22 protein-coding genes are annotated in these 24,265 nt (G+C 73.6%); 8 read left to right on the top strand and 14 right to left on the bottom strand.

Going from position 1 to position 24,265, the window contains the following annotated elements; genetic code table 11:
• The first annotated feature begins 65 nt into the window (after positions 1-65).
• The 4 genes from DP939_RS30375 to DP939_RS30390 are packed head-to-tail and all read left to right on the top strand — an operon-like array spanning position 66 to position 5,389.
• A complete protein-coding gene (locus DP939_RS30375; protein WP_113984265.1) occupies positions 66-581 on the top strand; it encodes a nucleotide exchange factor GrpE in 516 nt (171 codons plus the stop codon).
• The gene (locus DP939_RS30380) at positions 578-3,064 is read left to right on the top strand and encodes an Hsp70 family protein (protein WP_113984266.1); all 2,487 of its coding nucleotides are present in this window, start codon (positions 578-580) and stop codon (positions 3,062-3,064) included. The genes DP939_RS30375 and DP939_RS30380 overlap by 4 nt, the downstream gene beginning before the upstream one ends.
• Positions 3,065-3,077: 13 nt before the next feature.
• The gene (locus tag DP939_RS30385) at positions 3,078-3,947 is read left to right on the top strand and encodes an OmpA family protein (RefSeq protein WP_113984267.1); all 870 of its coding nucleotides are present in this window, start codon (positions 3,078-3,080) and stop codon (positions 3,945-3,947) included.
• Positions 3,944-5,389 carry a hypothetical protein gene (locus DP939_RS30390; protein ID WP_113984268.1) on the top strand — a complete coding sequence of 482 codons (1,446 nt, stop codon included), beginning with the start codon at positions 3,944-3,946 and terminating at the stop codon, positions 5,387-5,389. The genes DP939_RS30385 and DP939_RS30390 overlap by 4 nt, the downstream gene beginning before the upstream one ends.
• A 33-nt stretch (positions 5,390-5,422) precedes the next feature.
• On the opposite strand, the gene DP939_RS30395 is transcribed toward DP939_RS30390, so the two are convergent.
• Both DP939_RS30395 and DP939_RS30400 read right to left on the bottom strand, forming a co-directional pair.
• Positions 5,423-6,988, bottom strand: coding sequence for an endonuclease/exonuclease/phosphatase family protein (locus DP939_RS30395; RefSeq protein ID WP_113984269.1), 1,566 nt, complete (start codon positions 6,986-6,988; stop codon positions 5,423-5,425).
• Positions 6,989-7,032: 44 nt separating this feature from the next.
• Complete coding sequence (locus DP939_RS30400) at positions 7,033-7,896, bottom strand: AraC family transcriptional regulator (RefSeq protein WP_225878599.1); 864 nt, start codon at positions 7,894-7,896, stop codon at positions 7,033-7,035.
• A 67-nt stretch (positions 7,897-7,963) separates the two neighbouring features.
• Here DP939_RS30400 and DP939_RS30405 point away from each other — a divergent pair, with 67 nt between their 5' ends.
• Positions 7,964-8,374 (top strand): DUF2000 domain-containing protein, encoded by a 411-nt coding sequence (locus DP939_RS30405; RefSeq protein ID WP_113984270.1) that lies wholly within the window; start codon positions 7,964-7,966, stop codon positions 8,372-8,374.
• A 7-nt stretch (positions 8,375-8,381) separates the two neighbouring features.
• On the opposite strand, the gene DP939_RS30410 is transcribed toward DP939_RS30405, so the two are convergent.
• From DP939_RS30410 to sfnG, 4 genes are all read right to left on the bottom strand, one after another.
• Positions 8,382-9,557: an LLM class flavin-dependent oxidoreductase gene (locus DP939_RS30410; protein ID WP_113984271.1), complete on the bottom strand. Its 1,176-nt coding sequence runs from the start codon at positions 9,555-9,557 to the stop codon at positions 8,382-8,384.
• Between the two features lie 13 nt (positions 9,558-9,570).
• Complete coding sequence (locus DP939_RS30415; protein ID WP_113984272.1) at positions 9,571-10,779, bottom strand: SfnB family sulfur acquisition oxidoreductase; 1,209 nt, start codon at positions 10,777-10,779, stop codon at positions 9,571-9,573.
• 15 nt (positions 10,780-10,794) lie between these two features.
• Positions 10,795-12,000 carry an acyl-CoA dehydrogenase family protein gene (locus tag DP939_RS30420; RefSeq protein WP_113984273.1) on the bottom strand — a complete coding sequence of 402 codons (1,206 nt, stop codon included), beginning with the start codon at positions 11,998-12,000 and terminating at the stop codon, positions 10,795-10,797.
• Positions 12,001-12,070: 70 nt separating this feature from the next.
• Positions 12,071-13,171: a dimethylsulfone monooxygenase SfnG gene (gene sfnG, locus DP939_RS30425; protein ID WP_225878600.1), complete on the bottom strand. Its 1,101-nt coding sequence runs from the start codon at positions 13,169-13,171 to the stop codon at positions 12,071-12,073.
• A 111-nt stretch (positions 13,172-13,282) separates the two neighbouring features.
• On the opposite strand from sfnG, the gene DP939_RS30430 reads away from it, so the two are divergent.
• Positions 13,283-13,639: a LysR substrate-binding domain-containing protein gene (locus DP939_RS30430; RefSeq protein WP_199565520.1), complete on the top strand. Its 357-nt coding sequence runs from the start codon at positions 13,283-13,285 to the stop codon at positions 13,637-13,639.
• 62 nt (positions 13,640-13,701) lie between these two features.
• On the top strand, positions 13,702-16,140 hold the full coding sequence (locus DP939_RS30435) for a PEP/pyruvate-binding domain-containing protein (RefSeq protein ID WP_113984276.1): 2,439 nt from the start codon (positions 13,702-13,704) through the stop codon (positions 16,138-16,140).
• A 15-nt stretch (positions 16,141-16,155) separates the two neighbouring features.
• Here DP939_RS30435 and DP939_RS30440 read toward each other — a convergent pair whose 3' ends face one another.
• The 3 genes from DP939_RS30440 to DP939_RS30450 form a co-directional block, all read right to left on the bottom strand.
• Positions 16,156-16,491 carry an ArsR/SmtB family transcription factor gene (locus DP939_RS30440; RefSeq protein WP_113984277.1) on the bottom strand — a complete coding sequence of 112 codons (336 nt, stop codon included), beginning with the start codon at positions 16,489-16,491 and terminating at the stop codon, positions 16,156-16,158.
• A 147-nt stretch (positions 16,492-16,638) separates the two neighbouring features.
• Positions 16,639-17,148 (bottom strand): flavin reductase family protein, encoded by a 510-nt coding sequence (locus DP939_RS30445; protein WP_147268198.1) that lies wholly within the window; start codon positions 17,146-17,148, stop codon positions 16,639-16,641.
• On the bottom strand, positions 17,145-18,149 hold the full coding sequence (locus DP939_RS30450) for an LLM class oxidoreductase (protein WP_113984279.1): 1,005 nt from the start codon (positions 18,147-18,149) through the stop codon (positions 17,145-17,147). Before DP939_RS30450 ends, DP939_RS30445 begins: the two co-directional genes overlap by 4 nt.
• Positions 18,150-18,238: 89 nt before the next feature.
• On the opposite strand from DP939_RS30450, the gene DP939_RS30455 reads away from it, so the two are divergent.
• Positions 18,239-18,874, top strand: coding sequence for a TetR/AcrR family transcriptional regulator (locus tag DP939_RS30455; protein ID WP_113984403.1), 636 nt, complete (start codon positions 18,239-18,241; stop codon positions 18,872-18,874).
• A gap of 13 nt (positions 18,875-18,887) precedes the next feature.
• Here DP939_RS30455 and DP939_RS30460 read toward each other — a convergent pair whose 3' ends face one another.
• The 5 genes from DP939_RS30460 to DP939_RS30480 all read right to left on the bottom strand — a co-directional run bounded on the left by DP939_RS30460 (position 18,888) and on the right by DP939_RS30480 (position 24,227).
• Positions 18,888-19,514: a peptide deformylase gene (locus DP939_RS30460; protein ID WP_113984280.1), complete on the bottom strand. Its 627-nt coding sequence runs from the start codon at positions 19,512-19,514 to the stop codon at positions 18,888-18,890.
• Between the two features lie 28 nt (positions 19,515-19,542).
• Positions 19,543-20,874: a M20/M25/M40 family metallo-hydrolase gene (locus DP939_RS30465; protein ID WP_113984281.1), complete on the bottom strand. Its 1,332-nt coding sequence runs from the start codon at positions 20,872-20,874 to the stop codon at positions 19,543-19,545.
• Positions 20,861-21,598, bottom strand: coding sequence for a GNAT family N-acetyltransferase (locus DP939_RS30470; protein WP_113984282.1), 738 nt, complete (start codon positions 21,596-21,598; stop codon positions 20,861-20,863). The genes DP939_RS30465 and DP939_RS30470 overlap by 14 nt, the downstream gene beginning before the upstream one ends.
• Positions 21,599-21,719: 121 nt before the next feature.
• A complete protein-coding gene (locus DP939_RS30475; RefSeq protein ID WP_113984283.1) occupies positions 21,720-23,096 on the bottom strand; it encodes an NtaA/DmoA family FMN-dependent monooxygenase in 1,377 nt (458 codons plus the stop codon).
• Positions 23,097-23,105: 9 nt separating this feature from the next.
• Positions 23,106-24,227 (bottom strand): LLM class flavin-dependent oxidoreductase, encoded by a 1,122-nt coding sequence (locus DP939_RS30480; RefSeq protein ID WP_113984284.1) that lies wholly within the window; start codon positions 24,225-24,227, stop codon positions 23,106-23,108.
• Positions 24,228-24,265: the final 38 nt, after the last annotated feature.

The following is a 24,265-nucleotide window of genomic DNA, read 5'->3' on the forward strand; positions in this document are numbered from 1 at the left end:
GTGCATAACCTGCCTCGGCGAGTGCGCGGCGCGAGGCCGCGCGCCGCCGGGCGAAGGGGGGCGGAGTGGCGCTGCTGAGCTCGGTCAGGGCGCAGATCAGGCAGTTGCGATACCCCCGGGAGTTCCGGATCCGGGCCGAGGCGTGGCCCGGGGACGTCCTGGCGGCGTTCGAGCGGACGCTCGCGGGAGAGTCGCCGGCAGGGGCTTCGCCCGAGCCGGCGGACGCACCCGAGGACACGTTCCCCGGCCCCTCCCTGGCCGACGTCGTGACCAGCATCTGGCGGCTGGAACGGCGGCTGCGTCGTCTCCCCGGAGACACGCGCACGGTCACCCGGCACCTGGAGGCGGCCTGGGACACCCTCACCCAGGCCGGGGTCAAGATCCAGGACCATCTCGACGATCCCTTCGACCCCGGACTGTCGATCAAGGTCCTGTCCTACCAGCCCGCGCCGGACCTGGACCGCGAACGGGTGGTCGAGACGATCCGGCCCAGTGTCTATCTGAACGATCAGGTGATTCAGCGAGGAGAGGTGATCGTGGGAACCCCGGACCCCGTCGCGAAGGAGGAGGCCGCCCCGTGATCAGGACCACGATCGACTACGGCATCGATCTCGGCACCACTACCAGCGCGATCGCCGTGCTGAACGACGGCGACGTCCAGGTGATCAAGAACAACCACCAGTCGGAGACCACCGCCTCGGCGGTCTGGATCGACCAGCGGGAACGGCTGCACGTGGGGGAGATCGCCAAGCGGCGCAGCGAGTTCGATCCATGGAACACCTGCGTGGAGTTCAAGCTCAGGATGGGCCTGAGCGATCAGGCCAAGACCTTCGCCAACGGCGACCGGACGATGACGCCCGAGGAGATGTCCGCGGAGGTGTTGAAGTCGCTCAAGGGCGATGTCGCCCAGCGCGGGGGCGAGCACCTGCGGGCGGCCGTGGTCACGGTTCCCGCGGCCTTCGAGCTGAGCGCCTGCGAGGCGACCAAGCAGGCGGCCAGGCTGGCCGGGCTGGAACACGCGCCGCTGCTGCAGGAACCGACCGCCGCCGCCCTGGCCTACGCGTACCACTCGCCGGGCGACAAGGCGTTCTGGCTGGTGTACGACCTGGGCGGCGGGACCTTCGACGCGGCCGTGGTCAACATCAGGGACGGCGAGTTCACCGTGGTCAACCACCGGGGCGACAACTTCCTGGGCGGCAAGCTGATCGACTGGCGGATCGTCGAGGAACTGTTCATCCCGGCCCTGATCGGCGAGCACCGGGGGTTCGCCGGCCTGGGCCGGGGCGAGCCGCGCTGGCTGGGGGCGATCGCCAAGCTCAAGCAGGCCGCCGAGCAGGGCAAGATCCAGTTGTCCCGGGCCGACTCGGTGCCCGTCACGCTCGACCTGGAGGACGACCGCGGCGACCGCATCGACTTCCTGTACGACCTGCGGCGGGCCGACGTGGAGCGGCTGACCGAGCCGTTCATCGTGCGATCGGTCAACCTGTGCAGGAAGGCCCTGGACGAACGCGGCCTCACCCCCGCCGACATCGAGAAGGTGCTCCTGGTGGGCGGCCCCACCCTGTCCCCCTACCTGCGCGAACGGCTCGCCGACCCGCGCCAGGGCCTCGGCATCCCGCTCGACCACAGCCGCGACCCGGTCACGGCCGTGGCCATGGGCGCGGCCATCTTCGCCGGGAACCAGCGCGTGGACCTCCCGGAGTCGCTGCCGGTCCCGGCCGCCGGGGAGTACGTCGCCGAGCTGGAGTACCAGCCCATGGGGGCCGACACCGAACCGCTGGTCGGCGGCCGGATCTTCGGCGCGGGCACCACCGGATTCACCGTCGAGTTCGTCAACGCCGCCGCCGAACCGGCCTGGCGCAGCGGCAAGATCGCGCTGGCGGACGACGGGACGTTCACCGCCACCCTGTGGGCGGGCAAGGAACGCGCGAGCACGTTCACGATCGAGCTGTGCGACGCCTCCGGCACGCCGCGCCCGGTCGCCCCCGACCGGCTGACCTACACCGTGGCCGCCGTCGAGCCTCAGCCGACGCTCACCAACGCGGTCGGCGTCGGCCTGGAGAGCAACGAGGTGGTCTGGCTGCTGGAGCGGGGGACGCCGCTGCCCGCCCGGCGCAGGTACCTGCTGCGCACCACGATCGCGCTCAGCAGGAGCCAGAACCAGGGCTACATCCGCATCCCCATCCTGGAGGGCGACCACGAGCGCGCCGACCGCAACCGGCGGGTCGGCCGGTTACAGATCGACCCGGGGCAGATCACCCGCGACGTGCCCGCCGGCAGCGAGGTGGAGTTCTCCGTCACGGTCGACGAGTCCCGGCTGGTCGTCGCCCGGGCGTACATCCCGCTGCTGGACGAGGAGTTCGAGCACGCCATCGAGCTGCGCACCGAGACCACGCCCGCGCACGAGGAGCTGGCCGCGAGGTTCCGCGCCGAGCGGCACCGGCTGAACGACGTGCGCATGCAGGTCAGTGACATCGGCGACGCCCGCGCCGAGGCGATGCTCGACCGGATCGAGGCCGAGCGAACGGTCCAGGACATCGAACGGCTGCTCGACGCGGCCCGCACCGACCAGGAGGCCGCCAGGAGCTGCGGCACCCGCCTGCTCGATCTCCAGATCGCCATCGACGAGGTCGAGGCGCTGGTGCGCTGGCCCACGCTGGTCGGCCAGGCCAAGGAGGTGCTGGCCGCCGCGCGCGAGGTGGTGGAGAGCAAGGGCGACCCGAACGACCGCCGCTCCTTCGCGACGCTGGAGTCCTCGCTGCGCGAGGCGATCACCGCGCACGACGCCGAACTTCTGGAAAAGCGCATCGAGGACCTGGCGCAACTGGCCGTGTACGTGCTGGACCGCACCGACGAACTGCCCATCATGCGCTTTGAGCACCTGCGCAACCTGGAACCGGAGATGCGCGACCGGCGCGAGGCCGCGCAGCTCATCGCGACCGGCAAGAAGGCGATCGAGCGGGGCGACATCAGGACCGTGCGCTACGTCAACCGGGAGCTGGAGGGCATGTTCCCCACGCCGCCGCCGATCGACCTGACCAGCACCGTCGCGCGGGGCTCGTAGGGGAGCGGCGCGCATGTCCCTCACGATCGGCAGGGAACTGGCGCTCGCCCAGGCCCGCGCCCTGGCCCGGGCCGGCCGCCTCGACGAGGCCGCCGAACTCCTGGCGGACCCCGGCCTGGAGAGCGACGTCGCCACGCTGGACCTGCTGGCCCGCGTCCACGCCCAGCGCGGCGACCTCGACCTGGCCGACCGGTACTGGGCCGACGCCGAACGCCTCGCCCCCGGCCGGGCCGACATCGCCGCCGGGCGGCGCCGGATCGCGGCCCTGCGCCCGGCCTCCGGCCGCCGCCCGCGCCGGCTGCCGGTGCGCACGACGGGCGCGGTGCTCGCCGCCGTCGCCGTCCTCGCCCTGCTCATCGACATCAGGTCGCAGACCGCCGCCCTGCGCGCGGCCCCTCCTCCCGTCGCCACCGTCACCGTGCCCGCCGCCCCGCCCATGCCCACGCCGTCGCCGTCGCCGTCGGAGATCGACGTGCTGGACCGGATGAACCTGCGGATACCGGGCGTGCGGGTGCGGCGCTCACCACAGGAGATCTCGGTCGCCTTCCAGGAGCCCCTGTTCAGCCGGGACACCACGCTGACCCGGCGGGGGCGGGCGGCGCTCGACCGGCTCGGCGCGCGGCTGGCCGCGCACGCCGGGGGGATCGAGGTCGCCGTCATCGGTCACACCGACCGTCAGGTCATGCCGCCGGGCGGGGAGTACACCGGCAACACCGAACTCGGTCTGGCGCGGGCCCTTCAGGTCCGTGAGATCCTCCGCGCCAAGGCGCTGATCCCGACGGCCAGGTTCGCGGTGTCGTCCATGGGCGCGGCCATGCCGCCGTTCCGCGACGACGCGCGCAACCGTACCGTCACCCTGCGCATCTCCGGAGCGCGAGGATGACACTGCGACCCCTGCGACCCGACCTGTACCGCGAGAACGCCTTCCGGGTCACCGGCCTCCCGGTCCGCGCCACGCCCCGCGACCTGCGGCGGCACGTCGAAAGGCAGCGCCTGATGGGGCGGCTGGGCAGGTCCGAGGCCGGTCAGGGAGTACTGCCACCGCCGACTCCTCCCGATGAGGACGCCGCGCAGCGGGCCGTCCAGCGGCTGAAGGACCCGCTGGAGCGGCTGATGGACGAGCTGTTCTGGCTCTGGCCCGCCGAAGACGGCGACGGCGACCCGGCGATGGCCGCGCTGCGCGAGGGCAGGCCGCAGGAGGCCCTGCGGCTGTGGGAGACCGGCCCCGCCGGGCCCGTCGCGACGCACAACATCGCGGTGCTGGCGCACGTCCAGGCCCTGGAGGCGGACGACCTCGGCCCCCAGACTCTGCGGTCCTGGAAACGCGCCTACGAGCACTGGGCGAAGGTGATCGGCGACGACGCCTTCTGGGAGCTGATGACCGCGCGGGCCGCCGAACTCGACGACCCCCGGCTGACCGCCGCCACGGTACGCGACCTGCGCGCGGACCTGCCCACCGCGCTGCTGTCGATCAGCGCGCAGCTCACCGCCACGGCGGTCCGCGACGGGCGGTCGGCGGACGCGCGCGAGCACACCGGCCTGATGTACGCGTCCGGGTTCCCCGGCGGTGCCGCCGACGACGCGCTGCGGTCCGCCGTGGACCCGGAGATCTCCCGGATCGAAACGCTGTGCGCCAACGCCGGGCAGACCCTCGTGGGCGATCCCGCGCACGGCGACGAGGTGGCCGAACGGCTCCTCGACGCCGCCGAACCACTGCTCGACGTGCTCTATGGCGTACTGCCGGGCGGGCACTGGACGGCGCGCAACGCCGGGGACGACGTGGCCAAGACGGCGCTCGGCTGCGTCGTCTCCTACGCCAACCGGGAAGGCGACCACGAAAGGGCCATCGACCTGCTCCTCCGCGTCCTCGCGACGGCGGGCACCGACTCGGTGCGGGAACGCGTCGAGGAGAACCTGGAGATCATCCGTGGCAACCTCGGCCAGACCCACTGCTTCTTCTGCAGCCGGCCCGCGGACCCGGACCGCCCGCTGGAGATGAAGATGCACGGCGAGGTCAGGCAGGTGGCGCAGGGACTGCGGGTCACCTGGAAGACGGTCACGATCAGCGTTCCGCGCTGCGCCGGATGCCGGGTGCGTATCTATCGCCACGTCCTCGCGATCGTCCTGTTCATCCCCTTGCTCATCGCGACGGTGATCGCGTTCATCATGGAGGCGGCGTTCACGACCGGGTTGGCCGTGCTCACCGTTCTCATCGGCGCCTTCGGGTTGCGCAGCGGGCCGCGGCGGCCGGTCATCGAGTACGAGCCGATCGCCGACCTGAGCAAGAACGGCTGGCGCTTCGGCGACCGGCCGCGGGGGGTGTGAACCCGCCCGGCGGCCGGCCCCGTCTCGTGCGGGTCAGAACCAGGCGGTCTTGAAGGTCGTCAGGACGGCGGCGTGGTCGGAGGTCCACTCGTTGCCCCGGTGGTCCGGTACGGCCTTGGGCGTGCCCTCCACCAGCGTCTTGGACCCGGTCACGCGCAGCGGGCCCTTGTAGTACACGAAGTCGATCCGGTCCTGCGGCTCCGGCTCGCCCTTGTGCGAGTCGTGGCCGTAGCCGCCGGTGAACACCGGGTAGATCGGCGACCAGGTGATGCCCGGGTCGGCCACCGGGTCGCGGTTGGCGACCCGGTAGGAGTCGCGCAGCCCGACCTGCTCCGGCAGCACCGAGGTGGGCCACGGCACGCCCTGGTAGCCGCAGCGGCGGGTGGCCGGAGTCCAGTCCAGGTGGGAGGCGGCGTTGAAGTCGCCGGTCAGCAGTACCGGCGTGCGCCACGCCGCGGCGAGGTCCGGGCGCATCTCCTGCAGGACGGCCTGGATCTGCGGCGTGCGGCCAGAGCGCTCCTCGTTGGCCAGCAGCTCCTCCTCGGTCATCTTGCCGAAGCACGCGTCGTACGGGCCGTAGGGGGTGTAGCCGAGGTGGACGTTCCACACCACGACCTCCTGGCGGGGCTCCAGCCGCACCCGCACCCTGGTCGCCACCGACAGCGGGCCGCCGTCCGCCGGGGGCCTGCGCTCGACGATCGGATACCTGCTGATCACGCCCAGGTCGGTGCCCACCTGGTGGTGGTCCCAGCCCAGCGACTCGGCCAGTTCGCGGGTGGAGGCGGGCGAGGTCTCCTGGAGGCCCACGATGTCCACGTCGGACTTGAGCAGGAACCGGAGCTGCTTCTCCCGGCCGTTGTCCACCTGGCCGCCGCCGTGCCAGAGGTTGAGGCTCATGGTCGAAAGTTCCGGCACCAGCTTGTGCCCGGGCGGCCGTACGTCGATGCCGACCGTCGCCGTGCCGGTCTCGCCGCGCGCGTTGCGGGCCTCGACGCGCAGCGGCCGGGGCCGCAGCGCGTCGCCGAGCCGGGGGGTGCCGCTGATCCGGCCGTCGGCCGACACCTGGACCCACCGGGGGCCGTCGATCTTGCGGAAGGCGAGCCCGTCGGTGTCGCCGCGTACCAGGCCGCCCACGGTCGCCTGGTACGGCGCGAGCACGCGGGCGTTGCGCAGGTCGAAGGAATCGGTCACGAAGTGCAGCGGCGCGCTGCTCGTGATCCGCACCTTCACCGGCGGGGCGAACCACTGGTAGCCGTCCTGGGCCAGGGCGAAGACGATGTAGTTCCCCGGGTCCAGGCCGTCGGTGGGCAGGGCGGCCTTCCCGCTCGCCTCGGTCACGTAGACCCAGCGGACCGACGGGCCGACGTACTTCTGGTCCACGGGCCCGTTGCCGGGGTCGGTGTAGAGGCCGAGCCAGTTGGTCGCGTGCGGCCGGGGCGTGCCGTACGCCGCCTCGATCGCCTCGCCGCCGCGCACGACCGGCGAGGCGAGAGTGAGCGTGCCCTCCGGCTCGGCCGAGGCCGGGGTCACGGTGGTGAGCAGGACGAGTACCGCCAGTGCGAGCGGCGTGAGCCAGCGCATCCGCGCCTCCTTGATCATCACCCAGCAGGGTGACAATACCCGGTGACGGGCGTGTGTACGGGTCACTGCGAGCGCTTGGCGGCCACCGGAATCTCCGCACCGCCCGCGGCGGTCTGGAACATGCCCGGCGTGATCCCGTAGACGCGCTGGAACCACCGGGTCAGGTGGCTTTGGTCGGCGAACCCGGCCCGCGCGGCGGCCTCGGAGATCGGGGTGCCCGCGGCGATCAGCCGGCGCGCGTTCCGGAGCCGGAGCTGGCGCTGGTAGTCGCTGGGGGCCATGCCGTAGGCCGCGCGGAACGCCCGGTAGACGGCGAACCGGTCGGCCCCCGCGGCGGCGGCCAGCGCGTCGGCGCCGACGTCGCGGGCGGGGTCGTCGCGCAGCAGTTCGCGTACCCGCCGGGCCAGCGCCACGGACCTTCTGCCCGGCCCGCCCGCCAGATACGGCGGGCGGGTGGCGGCCCGTCGCACCATCGCCAGGACCACCGAGTCCAGCAGCTCGTCACGGACCAGCGCGGGGGAGGGCGCCAGCAGCGCGCCGTGCAGCCGGCGCAGCCCGGCGGCCAGCGCCGGATCGCGCACCACCGGCTCGGCGAACAGCGGCGGGCCGCCCGGCCGCCCGCCCGCCTGCGACAACGCCCCGGTCACCAGTTCCGGGCCGATGTGCACGATCCGGTAGGTGAAGCCCAGCTCGTCGGCGGCGCGGCCGTCGTGCGGATCGTCCGGGTTGAACGCCATGACCATCCCACCGGCGCTGGTGTACCCGGAGCCCCGGCAGGTGAACGCCTGCCTGCCGGCGTCGGTGACGCCGAAGGAGTAGGCGTCGTGGCTGTGCCGGTGGTAGACGTGCCGCTCGAAGTGGGCGTGCATCGCCTCCAGCGGCCGCTCCGCCGACCGCCGGTAGCGTATCCACTCGCCCCCGCCCACCTGGCCATTGTGCCGCCGCGCACCAGCGTTCAAGACCGGGCGGCCCCTGGACGGGCACGGTGGCCGCATGCGTTTCGACACCAAGATCGGCATCGTGGTCCGCGAGGACCTCGCCATGTGGCAGAAGCTGAACGTCACGGCGTTCCTCGCCGGCGGGGTGGCGGGCGGTGTGCCGGTGACCGTGGGCGAGCCGTACGCCGACGCCTCAGGCAACGCCTATCTGCCGATGTTCCGCCAGCCGGTGCTGGTCTACGCCGCCGCCGACGACGGGCTCGCCAAGGCGCACACCCGGGCCCTGGAACGCGGCCTGGACCTGGCCCTCTACACCGAGGACATGTTCAAGACCGACAACGACGTGGACAACCGGGCCGCGGTGCGCGCCGTCGAGGCAGGGGACCTGCGGCTGGTGGGCATCGCCGTACACGGTCCGCGCAACTCGGTGGACCGGGCCCTCAAGGGGCTCGCCCTGCACGGGTAGCGGATCCTCAGGGGGCGGTCTCCTCCCTCGCCAGGAAGGGGGCGTGGCCGGTGGGGGCGGAGACGGTGGAGTGGAACAGGCCGCGGGCGGCGAGCTGGGGGAGTACGCCCTCGCCGAACCAGTACAGCTCCTCCAGGTGGGGGTAGCCGGACAGGATGAACTCGTCGATGCCGGCGCTCGCGTACTCGGCGATGCGGTCGGCGACCTCGGTATGGCCGCCGACCAGGGCCGTGCCCGCGCCGCCGCGGACGAGGCCGACGCCCGCCCACAGGTTGGGGGCGACTTCCAGGGCGCGAGGGTCGCGCCAGGTGCCGTCGGCGCGGCTGCGTTCGTGCAGTTCGCGCATGCGCCGCTGGCCGGTGGAGCCGCTGCGGGCCAGCGCGGCCTGGGCGGCGGTCACGGTGTCCTCGCCGAGCGCGTTGAGCAGCCGGCGGGCCTGGTCCCAGGACTCCTCCGCGGTGTCCCTGGTGATGACGTGCAGCCGGACGCCGAAGCGGAGCTTGCGGCCCCGGGCCGCGGCCAGCCCGCGGATCCACTCGATCTTGCGGGCCACCGCCTCGACCGGTTCGCCCCAGGTCAGGTACACGTCGGCGTGCTCGGCGGCGACCGGGCCCGCCGCCGGGGAGGAGCCGCCGAAGTAGAGCGGCGGCGGCGGGTCGGGGATCGTCGGCAGCCGCGCGTCGCGGACGTCCAGGTGCTCGCCCCGGGCGGTGACCGTCTCACCGGCCCACAGTCGCCGCACGATCGCCAGGAACTCCGCGCAGCGCGCGTAACGCTCGTCCTTGGACAGATGGTCGCCGTACGCGCGCTGCTCGTGGTCCTCCCCGCCCGTGACGACGTTGAGCAGCAGCCGTCCCGGGGCGTGCGCCGCGAACGTGGCCGCCATCTGCGCGGCGAGCGTGGGGCTGATCAGGCCGGGCCGGAAGGCGACCAGGAAGGCCAGCCGTTGCGACTCGCGGGCCAGCATCGCCGTGGTGAGCCACGCGTCCTCGCACCAGGCCCCCGTGGGGGTGAGCGCGCCGGTGAAGCCCAGTTCCTCGGCCGAGCGCACGATGGAGGACAGGTAGCCGATCGACGCGGGACGGTCGCCCGCCGCCGCGCCTGCGGACCGCCCGTGGCCGCCGCCCACGATGAACCGCGAGTCGCCGTAGGTGGGCAGGAACCAGTGGAAGGTCAGGGTCATCGGTGGTCCTCTCTCACAGGAGTCCGTGACGCGGCGGAGGCGTACCGCTGAGCAGCCAGCGCCCGACGTGCTGCACCTTCCATCGGGCCGGGTCGTGCAGGGTGTGGGTGCGCGCGTCGCGCCAGTGCCGGGACAGGTTGAGCGAGGCGGCGGCCGAGCGGGTGCCGCCCAGCTCGAACAGCGCCGACGACGCCTCCAGCGCGGCGCGGTCCGCCGCCACCTTCGCCACGGCGGTGGCCACCGAGGCGCGCGCGGCGGTGTCGCCGGTCAGATCGCGTTCGGCGGCGTCGATGCCCGCCGCCGCCTCCCGCAGCAGAGCCTCCGCGCCCCGCACGGCGATCTCCAGCTCGCCCGCCCGCTGGATCAGCAGCGGGTCGTCCGCCGCGGTGTCCGCGCCGCTCTCGAACCACGGCCGGGCCCTGGCCACCACGGCGACCGCGGCCTCCAGCGCGCCCCTGGCGATGCCCGCGTCGATGGCCGCGTGCAGGATCTGGGCGCGCGCCCCGTACGTCCCCGGGCCGTCGAAGATCGCGGTGTAGGGGACGATCTGGTCGTCCTCGACGCGAACTCCGCGCAACCGGACCGTGCCGCTGGCGCTGGTGCGCTGGCCGATGCCGTCCCAGTCGTCCTCGACGGTGACGCCCGGGGCGTCGCGGGAGATGTAGGCCAGCGCCTTGCGCGGCGGGCCGCCGGGCGGGGGCGGCCCGCCGCCGAGTACGGCCCGCACCACCAGCCGGTGCGCGAACAGCGCGCCGGTGCTGTAGAACTTCTCGCCGTCGAGCAGCCACCCCCCGCCCGGGCGGGGGCGCAGCGTGGTCGCGTCGTCGGCGATCGTGCGCCCGCCCCGCTCGGACTGCGCGTTGGCGAACCGGGCGCCGCCGAGCGCCTCAGCGAAGTAGCGCGACCGCTGCTCCTCGGTGCCCTGCCTGCGCAGCGCGTCCAGGAACACGAAGTGGCTGTGCGGGATCTGTGCCAGGCTGGCGTCGGCGGTGGCCAGCGCGCGGAACACCTCGGTCAGCGTGGCCACACCGACCTCCGCCCCGCCGTACCGGGCCGGGACGGTGACGCCGAGCAGGCCGGACGCCGACAGCTCCGCGACCTCGGCGGCGGGCAGCCGCCGCTCGCCGTCGCGCGCGCCGGCCTGCGGGCCGAACGAGGCCGCGAGCTTGCGCGCGACCTCCACGGCCTCCTCCTCCGAGCGGATCACGTGCGCCTTCGCCATGATGGATCTCCAGGGTCAGCGGTACAGGGAGAACTCCGGCGCGCGGCGGTTGAGGGTCCAGTCGCCGACCTCGCGCGCCTTGTAGGCGACCGGGTCGTGCAGGGTGTGGGTGCGCAGGTTGCGCCAGTGCCGATCGAAGCCGTACGCGCTGGTGGTCGCCCGCGCGCCCTGGATCTCGAACAGCCGCGACACCGCCGCCAGGGAGATCTTCGTGGACAGGTACTTGGCCTCGTACACGGCCACGGCGGCCTCGGCGCGCTGCTCGGCGGTGATCGACGGGCCGGTGTCCAGCGCCGCCTGCAGCGCCTCCCCGGCGCGGTCGGCGATCAGCGCCGCGGCGCTGATCTCGCTGCGGACTTCGCCCACGGTCTGCAGGATGTAGGGGTCGTCGGAGGCGCGCTCCACGCCCGAGGTCTCCCAGGCCGCCGCGTGCAGCCGGGTCCAGTCCAGCGCCTCAGCGAACGCCCCCTCGGCGGTGCCGACGTAGAAGTTGACGAAGGCGAGCTGCCAGTGCGGGGTGACCAGCGTCTGGTACGGCGTGATCGTCCTGCCGGTGAGCGGGTCGGGGCCCAGGATCTCGGCGCGCTCGACCCGCACGTCACTGAACTCCACGCCGCCGGAGTCGGTGAGCCGCTGGCCGATGTTGTCCCAGTCGCCCACGGCCTTGAACCCCTCGCGCCCGCCGGGCAGCGAGACGAAGACCAGTTCGCCCTCGAAGGCGGCGGTCACGGAAAGCTGGTCGCCGAGGCTCGCGCCGGAGGCGAACGACCGGCGGCCGTTGAGCCGGAACCCGTCGCCGTCGCGGGTCAGCGTGATCGCCGAGCCGCCCCGCGGGTTCTGCACGCCGCCCCAGAAGATCTTCTGCTCGGCGTTGCGCCGGGACTGCTCGTCGGCCTGCTCGGGGGTGCCGAACAGGGTGGCGATCCGGGTCTGCGCGTAGTGGTAGCCGACCAGGTGCGCGATGGAGGTGTCGCCGCGGGCGATCCGCCGGGTGATCTGGACGGTCTGCGCGTACGACAGGCCCGCCCCTCCGTACTCGACGGGCTCCTGGACCTGCAGCAGGTCGTGGGCGCGCAGCAGTTCGACCTCCTCGCGCGGCGGCAGGTTGGCCCGGTCGCGCTCGGCCGCGGTGCCGCGCAGCTCGGCGGCGACCAGGTCGGCGCGTTCCAGGGCCGCGGCGAAGCGGGCGGCGTTGGTGGGGCGGTCGGTGTCCACGGACATTCTGTGATCTCCCTTGATCTGCGTGACCCCCGTCGTCGATCCCCGCCCCCTGGCGGGTGTTCCGCGCGCGTCAGGTCCCGGCCCGCGCGGGTTGTCCCTGTTCGGCGGCGTCGGCCTCCAGCTCGCGCACCAGCGGCAGGACCCTGCTGCCGAAGTACTCGACCTCCTCCAGGTAGTGCAGGAAGCCGAGCAGGAACAGGTCCACGCCGAGGCGCTTGTAGGCCACGATGCGCTCGGCGATCTGCTCGGGGGTGCCGATCAGGCCGGTCCGGAACCCGTCGTTGTACTGCACCAGGTCCTCGAACGTGGAGTCCTGCCACATGCCCCTGCGGTCGGCGGTGGCGGCCCCGGCCTGCCGTACGGCCGCGCCGAAGCCCTCGACCGCCGCCGGGTCGGCCTTGGCGACGATCTCGCGCAGCACCTCGCGGGCCTCGGCCTCGGTGTCGCGGGCGATCATGAAGCCGTTGAGGCCGAACCGGACCCGCCGACCGTGCCGCGCCGCCTCGGCCCGCACGTCGGCGAGCTGTTCGGTCACCCCGTCGAAGTCCTTGCCGTTGCTGAAGTACCAGTCCGACACCCGGCCCGCCATCAGCCGAGCGCTGGTGGAGTTGCCGCCCTGGAAGATCTCCGGATGCGGGCGGCCCGGCCCGGCGATCGGCTTGGGCCGCAGGTCGAAGTCGTGCAGGCGGTAGAAGTCGCCGCCGAACTCGGCGTGGTCGGAGGTCCACAGCTCGCGCAGCACCCGGATGAACTCCTCGCTGCGCCGGTACCGCTCGTCGTGCTCCAGCCAGGGCTCGCCGAGCTTGGTGAACTCGTCCTTGAACCAGCCGCTGACCACGTTCACCGCGGCCCGCCCGCCGGACAGGTGGTCGGCGGTGGCGACGAACTTGGCGAGCACGCCCGGGTGCCACAGCCCCGGGTGGATCGCGGCGATCACCTTCAGCCGCCGGGTGGCCAGCAGCAGCGCGAGGCTGAAGCCGGTGGATTCGTGCTGGTAGGCGGCACCGTAGGAGGCGATGTACCGGACCTGGGTGAGCGCGTACTCAAAGCCGTTGTCCTCGGCGAGCACGGCGAGGCGCGCGTTGTAGTCGTAGCTCCAGTCGGTGCGCTGCTCGATCGTGCTCACCACCAGCCCGCCGCTGACGTTGGGCACCCAGTAGGCGAATTTCACCGGCTCCGAATTACCGGTATTTCCTACAGACATAGTTAGAATAGTGCCGCGCCTTCAGTCCGAGGTCAATGCGGCTTTCGCGAAGGGGCGATAAGGCTTGCGGAGGTACCGGTGGATCGGATGCTCGCCGAGCCGTTCATCGCGATGCGCTCGGGCTACCTCATGCACCGCTTCATCCACCGGCTGACCAACGGCCGCCAACCGGCCTTCGCCTACTCGGTGGACGGGGCCGAGATGGGCAAGGTGATGGTCGCGGAAGGGCTCGGCGTCACGCTGCTGCCCGACTACAGCGTCATCGACGACCCGCTCGAACGCGGCGGGATCATCACCCACCGCCCCCTCGCCGCCGAGGCCGGCGACGTGCTGCTCGTCGCCCAGCACGCCCGTACCCGCCACCTGCCGCAGCCGGTCGAGCAGCTCGTGCGCATCCTGAGCGCGCACGCCGCCCGCTGGCGAGATACCACCTGAAACCAGGGTGAAAGCGGGCGAGTCCGGGTACCGCATCCAGGATCCGGTCCTTGGAGGTGGCGATGCGGCCGATCCCCCTTACGGAGATCGACTCCTCGATGATCGACCTGGTGGGCGGCAAGGCCGCCGGGCTCGGCGAGATGATCAGAGCGGGCGAGCGGGTCCCCGCGGGCTTCTGCCTGACCGCCGGGTCCGGGCCGCCGCCGGAGGAGGAACTGCTCGGCGCCTACCGGCGGCTCGGCGGCGGGCGGGTCGCGGTACGCTCCAGCGCCACCGCCGAGGACCTGCCCGAGGCCAGCTTCGCCGGGCAGCAGGACACCTACCTCGACGTGGAGGGCCCCGGCCCGCTCCTCGACGCGGTACGCCGCTGCCTGGACTCCCTGAACAACGAGCGCGCCGTCGCCTACCGCGCCAGGGCGGGCATCGCCGAGGCCGCCATGGCGGTCGTGGTCCAGCGCATGATCGACCCCGTGGCCGCCGGTGTCATGTTCACCGCCGACCCGATCACCGGCTGCCGCACCCAGATGGTCATCGACGCCGTCCCCGGCCTCGGCACCGGCGTCGTGGACGGCACCGCCGTACCCGACCACTACGTCCTCGGCCACCGGGCGCCGCCTCCGGCGGACCCCGGCGGATGCCTGTCCGGCGAACGGCTCGCGGAACTGCGCGACGCCGGGCTGCGGCTGCAACGGCACTTCGGCACGCCCCAGGACGTCGAGTGGGCCATCGACGCGGACGGCACGCTGTGGCTGCTGCAGTCCCGGCCGATCACCACCCTGTTCCCGGCCCCGCCCGACACCGGGGACACGCGGCTCTACCTGGAGGTGGGGCACCTGCAGGGGATGCTCAGGCCGATCACGCCGATGGGGCTGTCGCTGATCAAGATGGCGGCGAGGATGTGGTTCACGGCCGCTGGCGCGCGGGTCGATCCGCGCGACCCGCTGCCCCGGCTGGTGTCCATCGGCGGGCGGCTGTACTTCGACCTGACCGACTTCATGCGCAGCGCCTCCCTGCGCGGACGGTTGCGGACCTCCCTGGACGTGTACGGCCCGCGGGTGCGGGAGGCCGTCGGGCACATGCTCGGCGACCCGCGGTTCGCCCCGCGCCGCGGCCTGCCGTTCCGGCCCGGCAACGCCGTCAGGGTGGCCCTGCGGCTGGCCCCCGGCGCGGTCGCGGGCCTCACCGCGAGCCTGGCCCGGCCGGACGCCGCGCGGGCCCGGGCCCTTCGCGCGCTCACCGAGATCGAGCGCGGCGCGACGCCGCCGCCCGGACTGCTCACCTCCGCCGAACGGCTGCGCTGGGTCGTCCAGGACTCCCACCGGGCGGCCATGAGCCTGGACATGCAGGGGCTGCTCTGGCCGCTGACGGCCGGGATGCTCTTCGGCACGGCCCCGTCCGCGCTGCTCGGCGGCGTGGCCACCGACGAGGAACTGGACATCGTGCTCGGCGGGATGCCCCACAACGTGACCACTGAGATGGACCTCGCGCTGTGGCGGGTCGCCCGCGCGGCGCGCGAGCACGGCGACCTGTTCGCCACCACGCCACCGGACGAACTCGCCGCGAGGTACCGCGCCGGGGACCTGCCGGACATCGGAATGGCGGGCTTCCTCGCCCGGTACGGCATGCGCGCCGCCGCGGAGATCGACGTCGGCGTGCCCCGGTGGGAGGAGGACCCGGCCCCGCTGTTCGCCACGATCGCCAACTACCTCCGGCTGGAGGACCCCGAACTGGCCCCGGACCGGCGGTTCGAGCGGGCGGCGGCGAACGCGGAGCGGATGATCGGCACGCTGGCGCGGCGGGCGCGCCGGGCCAGGCCGGTGCGCGGGCGCGTCGCGGCGTTCTGCATGCGCCGCGCGCGCAAGCTCACCGGGCTGCGGGAGCTCGGGAAGTTCGCCTGGCTCCCGGCGCTGCGGGCGGCCCGCGGCGGGCTGCTGGCGATCGGCGCCGACCTGGCCGCCCGCGGCCTGCTGGAGCGCGGCGACGACGTCATGTTCCTCGAACTGTCCGAGGTGGCCGCCGCCGTGCATCGCGGGGCCGACCAGCGGGAACCGGCGACGGCCCGCCGGGCGGAGTACGAGCGCGAACTGCGGCGGGTCGTCGTACCGGCGGCGCTGCTGTCGGACGGCACCGACGTGGAGACGCTGGCACCGCCCGCGCCCGGCGAGGAGGGGGTGCTGCGCGGCATGGCGGGCGCGGCGGGCCGCGCCACCGGCCGCGCCCGGGTGATCCACGACCCGGCCGGCGCGCACATCGAACCCGGCGAGATCCTGGTCGCCCCGACCACCGACCCCGGCTGGACCCCGCTGTTCATGACCACGGCGGGACTGGTCACCGAGACCGGCTCCCCGGTGGCCCACGGCCCGACCGTCGCCCGCGAGTACGGCATCCCGGCCGTCATCTGCGTCCGCGACGCCACCCGCAAGATAGAGACGGGCCGGCTCATCACCATCGACGGCACCACGGGCACCGTCCACCTGACCCCCGACACCCCGCCCCTCTGACGCCCGCCGTCTTGCTCAGCCTGGTGCGGTGTCCCAGTCGTGGGCGAGGTCGGTGAGGAAGCGGCGGGCCAGGCGCATGGGGGCGGAGCTGAGGCGGAAGCGGACGCGGCGGCGTTCGCCCGGCTCGGGGCGGACGAGGCCGGTCTCGGTGAGCAGGGTGAGGTGTTTGGCGATCGCCTGCCGGGTGATCGGCAGGCGGAGGGCCAGGTCGGTGGCGGTGGCCGGGCCGCCGGTGGCGAGGGCGGCCAGGATGGCCCGGCGGCTGGGGTCGGCCAGGGCCACGAACACCTGCTCGGCGACCTGCTCGGCGTCCGGCTCGATGGCCGGCCCGGTGTAATCGGGAAGTCCCATGACGGCCTCCGGCGAGTGGCGACCACATGATCGCCAGTCTATGGCAACCATTTGGTTGCGCCAGTGACTCTATAGCTGGTAGTACTACCGCGTGTAGAGTCTAGCGGATCTCGATGCCGCCCGCCGGAGGAGTGTGGTGAACGCGGCTCAGCGGCCTTCCGTCTCGTAGCCGCCGCAGGCGAAGACCAGCGGCGGCACCCCCGTGCGTGCCGGAGTGACGCCGAGGACGTCGCCGACGAACAGCGTGTGGTCGGCGACCGGGATGCGCTGTCCGATGCGGCAGTCGATGGCGAGCAGGGCGTCCGGCAGCACCGGGTTCCCGGTGATCGGGGACGGCTGCCACGCCACCCCCTCGAACTGGCTCATGCCCATCGGCCGCTTCGCGGCGAAGCGCTCGGCCAGGTGCCGCTGGTCGCTCGCCAGGATGTTGACCGTGTAACAGTCGGCGCTGTGCAGGATCCCGTGCGTACGGCTCTGCGTGCCGAGCGACACCAGCAGGGTGGGCGGCCGGGTGGAGACCGACAGCACCGTGTTCAGGGTCATCGCGTGCGGCAGGCCGTCGTGGCAGGTGGTGAGCACCGCGACCCCGGTGGCCAGGTGCCGCATGGCCTGCCGGTGCTCGTCCGCGGTCACCGGAACCCGGGGGCGCGCTGTCACCACAGTGGAGCCTTGGGCGCGGGGCCGGTCAGGGCCGGGAAGTGCGGGAGCACCTGCTCGGCCAGCTGCGCGACGGCCTCGGCGGCGGGCCGGGCGCCGTGCTGCACGCCGAGCGCCATGTGGTTGATCCCGGCGTCCTGCCAGTTGCCCAGCGACTCGATCAGCGCCTTGGTGCCGATGCGCAGGACGAAACCACCGCGCAGCGGCTGGGGCGGGTGGTTCTCGTCCTCGACCAGCTCGATCCACTCGTTGGTGGCCACGGGCTTCCACTGCCCGCCGGGGATGAGGTCGCGCCAGGCCGCCGCGCGGCGGCCGAGCGCGGCGGCGCCCGCGGGCGAGGTGGTGTCTCCCGGGTACGTCAGCCAGCCGTCGGCGTTGCTCGCGATCCACTCCGGCTTCTGCCGCGAGGACCCGGTGACCAGCAGCGGGATGCGCCTGCTGACCGGCTTGGGCAGCAGGTCCACGTCCTGCATCCGCCCGAGGGGGGAGTTGATCGTCGGTGACTTCGACTCCAGGAGGGTGCGGAACATCTCCACGGCCTCGCGGTAGCGGTCGCCGCGGGTGTTGAAGTCCACGCCGTAAGCGGGGAACTCGACCGGCCGGTCTCCGCTCGCCGCGCCGAGGATCAGCCGCCCGCCGGACAGCTGGTCGATGGAGGCGGCCTGCTTGGCCAGGTCGATGGGGTGGCGCAGGGTGAAGATCGCGCTTCCGGCGGCCAGCGCGGCCTGCTCGGTGTGCGCGGCCAGCCAGGCGAGGTACGTCCACGGGTCGTAGACCTGGCCGACGTCACCGAAGGTCGGGTCGGCCAGCGGGACATCGCGGACCCAGATCGCCGAAAAGCCCGATCGGTCGGCCAGCTTCACCGACTCCGCCTGCCCGGCCATCGCCGCCATGTCGCCCGCGTACTGCCACAGCGGAAGGAAGAGCCCGACGGTCAGGCGCCCGGGGGCGAACATCCGGCGGTACCCGGGGTGATCGTCGAAAAGAGTGGCGTCGGACATGCCGTTCCTCCTAGTTAGAGCGTTCGTTTTAGTGACTATAACAGGACTAGAACGAGCGCTCTATCCAGAGCAAGGGTAGGATGGCCGGCATGGATGCTTCGCCGACCGCTCCCGCCCGCACCGACAGCCAGACCTCGGCCGCCGACGGGTCGGGGGAGCAGCAGCCCGGCACCCGGACGCGGATCGTGCGGGCCGCCGCCGTGCTCATGCAGCGGCAGGGCTACGAGGCGACCGGCATCAAGCGCATCGCCACCGACGCCGGCGCCACGCTGGGCTCGCTGTACCACTTCTTCCCCGGCGGCAAGCAGGAGCTGGCCGTGGAGGCGCTGCGGTTCGGGGCGCAGGAGTTCACCGACCTGCTGCGTACCGGCCTGGACAGCACCGACGACCCGGCCGAGGCGGTGGCCGAGTGCGCCCGGCTGATGGCCACGACCCTGCGCGACTCCGACTGGACCGACGGCTGCCCGGTCGCGGCGACGGCGCTTGAGTTCATCGGCCGCTCGCCCGCCATCCAGCACGCCTCAGAGGAGGCGCTCCGGCAGTGGCGCGAGCTGCTGGCGGCCAAGCTCGGCGCGGCGGGCATCGCTCCCGACGACGCCCACGACCTGGCCTGCACGGTGCTCAGCACGCTGGAAGGGGCCGAGCTGCTGTGCCGCGTCTCGGCCAGCGAGGAGCCCCTGCACATCGCCGCCCGCCACCTCGCCCGGCTGGTCAGGGCCTACTGAGCGCCCTCGCCCGTCAGGGGCGTACGGCCGGCACCCGGAAGCCGGCCGCGGGCGGCCCGGCCGGTGGCGAGACCCAGAAGCGCTCGTAGTTGCCGATGGTCGAAAGCGAGCGCGGATCGGCCCGATCGAGGTAGAGGGTGCCGTTCAGGTGGTCGGTCTCGTGCTGGGCGATGCGGGCGGGCCAGCCGGACAGCTCCGTCTCGTACGGGCGTCCGCCGCCGTCCAGGGCCGAGAGCCGGACCCGCGCGTGCCGGGGGACCAGGGCCGTCAGCCCTTCCACGCTCAGGCACCCCTCGTAGAACGCGTGGTGGCGCGACCCCAGCGGGGTGACCACGGGGTTGACGAGTTCGAGCCGCGGCTGGGGCGGGCGCTCCCGCTCGGCGGCGATCTCCGGCGGCACCTCCGCCGGGTCCTCGATGACGGCCAGCGCCAGCGGGATGCTGATCTGCGGTGCGGCGAGCCCGACGCCGACGCCCGGCAGGTGCCGGAACATCGCGTCGAGCAGGTCGCGCAGCAGCGCGTCGCCGAGCTGGCCGTCGTACGGCTCGGCCGTACGGCGCAGCACGGGATCGCCGATCTGGGTGATGGACCAGGGCCGGGGCGCCGACAGCAGGGCCTGCACCTGCTCGATCAGCTTCATGGGAGGGTCCTTCCGGTCGTCGGTCGGTTCAGCAGCCGGTGAGCAGACGGTAGAGCACGCGGGTGCCGAACCGCAGCGCCTCGACCGGAACGCGTTCGTCCACCCCGTGGAACAGGGCGGTGAAGTCCAGGTCGGGGGGCAGCTTCAAGGGCGCGAAGCCGAAGTTGCGGATGCCGAGCCGCTGGAAGGACTTGGCGTCGGTGGCGGCCGGGAGCATGTACGGCAGCACCCGCGCCCCCGGGTCCTCCGCGCCGATCGCCGCGGTCATCGCGTCCACCAGCGCGCCGTCGAAGGTGGTCGCCACCGGCGGGAGGGTGTCCCAGTCCAGCTCGACATCGGGACCGAGGACCTTGGCCAGCTCGGCCTCGAAGGCGGCGATGCGGCCGGGCAGCATCCGCCCGTCCACAGTGGCGTGGGCGGAGGAGGGCACGACGTTGGCCATCCGCCCGGCCTGGAACATGGTGACGTTGGCGGTGTCGCGCAGGGTGGCGCCGATCAGCCGTGACAGGTTGCCCAGCCGGGCGACCGCCGCCTCGGGGTCGTCCTCGTCGAACGGCACGCCGGTCAGCTCGCCCACGCCGTGCAGGAACTCGCGTACCGGGTCGGTGAGCACCAGCGGGAAGCGGTGCTCCTCCAGCCGGGCGACGGCGGTGGCGAGCTTGGCCACCGGGTTGTCGGTGTGCAGCATCGACCCGTGCCCGGCGGTGCCGGTCACCTTGAGCCGCAGCCACATGGCCCCCTTCTGGGCGGTCTCCACCAGGTAGGCCCGTACGTCGTCGCCGAACGTGACCGAGAACCCGCCGACCTCGCTGATCGCCTCGGAGGCGTCCGCGAACAGCTCGGGGCGGTGGTCGACCAGCCAGCGCGCGCCCCGGAAGCCGCCCGCCTCCTCGTCCGCGACGAACGCGAAGATCAGGTCGCGCGGCGGCACCACGCCGTCGCGCCGCAGGGCGCGCGCGACGGCGAGGGTCATCGCGACCATGTCCTTCATGTCCACCGCGCCCCGGCCCCACACGTACCCGTCTCGGACCTCGCCGGAGAACGGATGCACCGACCATTCGGCCGGGTCGGCGGGCACGACGTCGAGGTGGCCGTGCACGAGCAGGGCCCCGCGGGAGGGGTCGGCGCCGGGCAGCCGGGCGATCACGTTGCCCCGGCCGGGCGCGCCCGACTCCACGTAGGTGACCTCGTACCCGGCCTCGGTGAGCCTGCCCGCGACGTACTCGGCGGCGGGGCGCTCTGTGCCGGGGGCCGAGGCGTCGCCGGGGTTGGTGGTGTCGATGGCGATCAGTTCGCTGCACAGCGTCACGACCTCCGCGACCGCCGCCTCGACCCCGATCGGTGACTCAGCCGGTGACATCGCCGGGCACCCGCGCGGCCTGGAAGATCGTGGTGCGGCGCAGCCGGAAACCGAGTCGTTCGTAGAGGCGGATGGCGTTGGTGTTGCTCGCCGCGGCGTGCAGGAACGGTGTCTCGCCGTGGGCGCGGACACCCGCCGCGACCGCGCTCACCAGGCGTGCCGCGAGGCCCTGCCCGCGGTGGTCGGGGTGGGTGCACACGGCGCTGATCTCGGTCCAGCCCGGCGGGCGCAGGCGCCGGCCCGCCATCGCGACCAGCCGGCCGCCCCGGCGGATGCCGAGATAGCCGCCGAACTCGATGGTGCGCGGCAGGAACGGCCCCGGCTCGGTGAGCCGGACCAGGGCCAGCATCTCCGGCACGTCGGCCGCGGTGAGCCGGATCGCCTCCTCGTCGGGCAGCGCGGCCACGTCCTCACCGGTCATCTGCACGCCGGTGCCCCGCATGACCAGCTCCCACCCGGCGGGCGGCGGGACGTCCACGGCCGAGTAGGAGGCCAGGCCGCCGGGCCCGACCAGCGCCGCGATGTCGGCCCAGTCACGGGCGGCCGGAGCGTCCGGCACGCCGATGAAAGGCGACATGTCGGCGGGATAGCGCAGGATGTCGCCGCGCCGCTCGGCGAAATGCGCGTGCGGACCGGCCAGCGCTGCGCGGACCGGGTTGTCGAGCGGGTGCGGCCGGGGGTCCGCCGCCGCGTCCTCCTGGACCCCGGTCGTGGACGTGCTCATGCGTCCAGGTGCTCTCTCGCCGCGTGGTGCGCCGATGTCGCCATGGTCATCCGCCGGGCCTCTCTATGGGGTGATACGACCTTAATGCCGGGTGATTTCGGTAGCGCCGCCAGGGAATCGATCATGCGGGCGCCGGCAGTTCGAGGTGCTCGCGCAGGGTCGTCCCGGTGTACTCGGTGCGGTAGACGCCGCGCTCCTGAAGCTCGGGCACGAGCTTGTCCACGATGTCGGAGACCGACGAGGGCAGCAGGTGCGGGCTGATGTTGAAACCGTCCACCGCCCGCGTGCGCACGTAGTGCGCCCACTCGTCGGCGACCTGCGACGGCGTGCCCACGAAGGTGTGCTGGCGGGGCCCGACCTTCCGGACGAGCTGCAGGATCGACAGGTTCTCCCGCCCGGCCTGCTCCCGCCAGCGGGCGATCTGCGCGAGCTTGCCGGTGCGCAGCTCGATCGGGATCGTGCCGCGCGAGGGGTCCAGCTCGCCCTGGTCGGGTTCGATGCCGGGCAGCGGGCCGTGCGGGTCGTAGCCGGACAGGTCGGTGTTCCAGTACTGCTCCAGGTAGGCGATCGCCCGCGGCGGCGAGAACTGCTCCTCGTCCACCCACCGGGCGCGTTCCCCGGCGTCTTCGGGCGTGTCGCCGAGGATCACCGCGGCGCCGGGCAGGATGCGCACCGCGTCCGGCGGGCGGCCGTGCCGGGCCAGCCGGGCGCGCAGGTCGGCGGCGTAGGCGGCGGCCTTGCCGTACTCGGTGTTGGCCGAGAACACCGCGTCGGCGTGGCGCGCGGCCAGCTCCCGCCCGCCCTCGGAGTCGCCCGCCTGGAACAGCACCGGACGACCCTGTGGCCCCGCGGGCACGGTGGCCCGGGCGCGCAGCCGCACCAGGCCCGTGTCGCGGTCCACCTCGCGGATCGCCCCCGGCCGCGCCCAGGACTCCGCCGCGCCCGATCCGGCGATCGCGTCCGGCTCCCAGGAGGCCCACAGGTCCTTGGCGGCCTCCACGAACTGCGCGGCCCGCTCGTAGCGCCGCTCGTGCGGGAGCCAGCCGCCCTGGCGGAAGTTCGCGCCCGTCCAGGCGTTGTCGGTGGTCACGACGTTCCAGCCGGCCCGGCCGCCGGACAGCAGGTCCAGGCTGGCCAGGCGGCGGGCGAGGTCGGCGGGGAAGTTGTAGGTGGTGTTCTGGGTGGCGACCAGCCCGATCCGCTCGGTGACCGCGGCGAGCGCGGCGAGCTGGGTGATCGCGTCGGGACGCCCGGCGATGTCCAGCTCGTACACCCGGCCGCGGTTCTCCCGCACCCGCAGCCCCTCGCCCAGGAAGAAGGCGTCGAACAGGCCGCGTTCCAGCAGGCGCGCCGTATGGACGAAGGTCTCGATGGCGACGTGCGGCGCGGCGTCCGGGTCGGTCCAGACGAGCTGGGAGCCGACGCCGGGATAGAACACGCCGAGGTGCAGCCGGGCGCGCGGGTCGTAGGGCGCGCCGGTCGGTGTGGCGGAGGTCATCGCGTCCCCTCAGGCGGTCGTGCTCGCCGCGACGGCGAAGCGGCTTTCCGGACGGGGCAGGCCCAGCGTCGTGCGCAGCGTCGCGCCGGGCTCGGGGGTGGCGTGCAGGCCCTCCGCGGCGAGCGCGGGAAGCACCTCGGCGATGAGCACCGGCAGATCGGCGGTGAGCACGGCCGGGTGCAGGCGCACGCCGTCCACGGCGGGCGCGAGCGAGCGCAGCAGCGCCACCAGCCCGCCGGGCGGTCCGACGTAGCGCGGGCGGCGCGAGCCCGGCCACGCCGTGGCCGCGTCCAGGGCGGCGAGCCGGCGTTCGCCGGGATCGGCGGCGTCCAGGACCACCTCGATCTCGGCGAAGGCGAGCGGCGCGCCCGCGCCTCTCGCGCGTTCGGCCCGCCTGGCGATCGCCTCCGGGTCGAGCTCGTTCACCAGCACCACGTCGGCGAGGGCGTCGATTTCGAGGTCGGCGGGGGCGAGCACGACGACCTGTCCCTGCGGCGGCCGGGGCGTGATGAGCGGCCCGGACACGGTGAAGCTCGCGCCCGTGTAGCCGACGTGGTGGACGCGGCCGGAGTCCAGGTACCGGCCGGTGGCGACGTCCCTGATCACCGCGTCGTCCTGCCAGGAGTCCCACAGCAGGCGGGCCGCCTCGACGACGTCGGCCGCCTCCCGCCGGGCCGCCTCGGGGGCGGGCGGCTGCGCGCCGATCGTGGCGAGGTCGTCCGCCCCGCCCGCCGCGCCGACCACCCAGGCCGCCCTGCCCCGGCTCGCGTGGTCCAGGCTGGCGAGCTGGGTGGCGAGGTGGAACGGCTCGGTCGTGGTCGTGTGCAGCGTGGGCGCGAGCCCGATCCGGTCGGTCAGCGTCGCGGCGAAGGCGGCCCGGACCCCGGCCTCCAGACGTCCGGCGGCGTCGGTGGCACGGCTCGGCGGGAGCGGCCCGTCGGCGAAGGTCGCGAGCGCGAAGCCCGCCGCCTCCGCGTCCGCCACGGCACGCCGCAGCCCGGCGGCCGACAGCGCCTCCGCCGGGTGACGGCCGCTGTGCCGCCAGGCGGCCGGATGGGCGCCGTCCCCGTCCAGTTCAAGGGCGATCAACAGGTGGCGGTCGGTCGGATGATCGGTCGGGCGGTCGGTCATCGGCGGCTCTTCCCCTTCTGCTTCGTGCGGCCTCTCCT

It is taken from the genome of Spongiactinospora rosea, from assembly GCF_003315795.1.
In the GTDB taxonomy this organism is placed as follows: Bacteria; Actinomycetota; Actinomycetes; order Streptosporangiales; family Streptosporangiaceae; genus Spongiactinospora; species Spongiactinospora rosea.